The 2,254-nt window shown below is 33.3% G+C and carries 2 protein-coding genes; both read right to left on the bottom strand.

Annotated features, from left to right (window positions below):
• Positions 1-330: 330 nt before the first annotated feature.
• Positions 331-795 carry an NADH-quinone oxidoreductase subunit NuoE gene (nuoE, locus tag KKC53_03890; GenBank protein MBU2598307.1) on the bottom strand — a complete coding sequence of 155 codons (465 nt, stop codon included), beginning with the start codon at positions 793-795 and terminating at the stop codon, positions 331-333.
• A gap of 1 nt (position 796) precedes the next feature.
• Positions 797-2,254 (bottom strand): FAD-dependent oxidoreductase (locus KKC53_03885; protein ID MBU2598306.1); only part of this gene is annotated, 1,458 nt, incomplete at its 5' end.

Here is a 2,254-nt window from a genome sequence, read left to right as displayed (position 1 = left end):
TTAGAATACTAAAACTATCAATAGATACTATTACATGAGCACGATAAAGAGCCATGATTTCCCTCCTAAAATAGAATATTTTTCAGATTATTAATATTTTTTCTAAATTTAATTTCTATTAAATGCTTTGTGGCATGGTTTCAAAGACATTTTAATTTTCCCCTCTCCCCAGCCCTCTCCCACAAGGGGAGAGGATATAGGTGTAGGGCAACTCTTTAGGGTTGCTTTTAAAGCAAGGCTAAGGCCTTGCCCTACGTTTTAGTCTAGAGAATATGCTCAAAGCTTTTTTATTTTTAATTTTATCTTATTATTTAATTTTTAATTAAAAATTTATTTATAATTTGCTAAAATTCTGGGAATATCCTCAGGTTTCAAATTTCCATAAACATCGTTATTTATTACCATTACTGGTCCTACTCCGCATATACCAATACAGCTTGTTGTTAAAAGTGTAAATTTTTTGTCTTTTGTTGTTTCGCCAATTTTTATTCCTAATTCTTTTTCGAGTGATTCCAAAACTTTTGATGCTCCAACAACATGACAGGGGGCATTTTCACAAAATCTTATTATGTTTTTACCCAGGGGTTCAGTTGCAAGCATCGTGTAAAAAGAAGAAGTACCATAAATTCTACTTAAAGGTAAATCGAAGAATTTTGAAACCTGTTTCAAAACCTGTTTTGGTAGATATCCATATTTACTATTTAGTTCACTTAATACTTCTATTAATTTTTCAGGATTTTTCCCATGTTTTTCTATAATTTTATTGGCTTTTTCTAAATCTATTTTTATTTCCATACTATTCCTCCTCTAAATCGCAACGTAAACATCTTTTTGCTTCAAATATAGCATTTTCCTCTGATAATCTTAATTCAACCTCATTAAAATTACTCAATCTCTCTTTTAATTCTAAAACTGGCATATTAATTCTTGGAATTTCACCTTCCTCCAATTCAAAGGTTCTCTCTATGGTTATTGTTTCTTTTGGTTTCTCCTTTGCCATTCTTTCCCTTAGATAATTATCTACTCCTAAAGCAGCTTTCTCGCCAGATACTATTGCTTCTATTACAGTTGCTGGACCGTTTACAGCATCACCAGCTATAAAAATACCTTCAGTGTTAGTTGCCATAGTTTTAGAATCAGTTTCAAAAAATCTACTTTTTGAGGTTTTTATTTCTGTATCTTTTGTAAGAAATGATGTATCTAATGCCTGTCCTATTGCAGTAATAACAACATCAATATCTATTGTACATTCACTTCCGTCAATAGGCATTGGTCTTTTTCTACCACTTCTATCAAATTCACCCAATCTCATATTTATACATTCTATACCACTTACCTCTCCATTATTCCCTAAAATTTCAACAGGTGTCGTTAAGAAGTTCATCTTTATCCCTTCTTTTTCTGCTCCTTCTATCTCATCTTTGTGAGCTGGCATATCCATTTTTGTTCTTCTATATAGTATTTGTACATCTTTTGCCCCTAATCTTAAAGCACTCCTGGATGAGTCTATAGCCACATTTCCACCACCAATTACTACTACTTTTTTATCTTTCAAATCAATGTCTTTGCCTAAATTAACATCTTTTAGAAAATCTATACCAGATAATACACCCTCCAGTTCTTCTCCTGGTATTCTAAGTTTCATACTTTTTTGAGCACCAACAGCTACTATTATTGCTGAATAACCGTGATCTATAAGGTCATTTAAGGTCATATCATTACCTATGGGCGAATTTAATTTTATCTCAACACCTAATCTTCTTATTGCATCTACTTCAAAATTTATTATATCTTTTGGTAGTCGATAATCAGGTATTCCAACCATCATCATTCCTCCAACTACTGGTAAAGCTTCAAATATGGTCACTTTATAGCCCCATGTAGCTAATCTGTATGCAGCTGATAATCCCGCAGGTCCTGAACCAATTATTGCTACTTTTTCTTCCTTAGGTTCTTCAATTGTCTTGGGATTCCAAGGATGTTCCATCTCATGATCCGACATAAATCTTTTAAGTGCCCTGATTGCTATTGGTTCATCTACATCTCCTCTTTTACACTTATCCTCACAAAATGCTGGACAAACTCTACCACATATAGCTGGGAAGGGGTTTCTTTTTCTATGTATATCTAAAGCCTCCTTATATCTACCTGCTGCTATTAAGGTAACATAACTTGGAACATCAACATTAGCTGGGCATGCATTCTCACACTTAGATCTTACAAGTGCTTTACAAACACCTGCTGGGCATCTTTT

It is taken from the genome of Actinomycetota bacterium (assembly GCA_018830725.1).
Taxonomy (GTDB): domain Bacteria; phylum Actinomycetota; class Humimicrobiia; order JAHJRV01; family JAHJRV01; genus JAHJRV01.
Note: the sequence above shows the minus strand (reverse complement) of the source record. Positions and strands in the feature narration are given on the sequence as shown.

What these genes read in the sequence shown, in the direction of transcription:
- nuoE (MBU2598307.1), bottom strand. Translation starts at nt 795, where the DNA reads ATGGAAATAAAAATAGATTTAGAAAAAGCCAATAAAATTATAGAAAAA.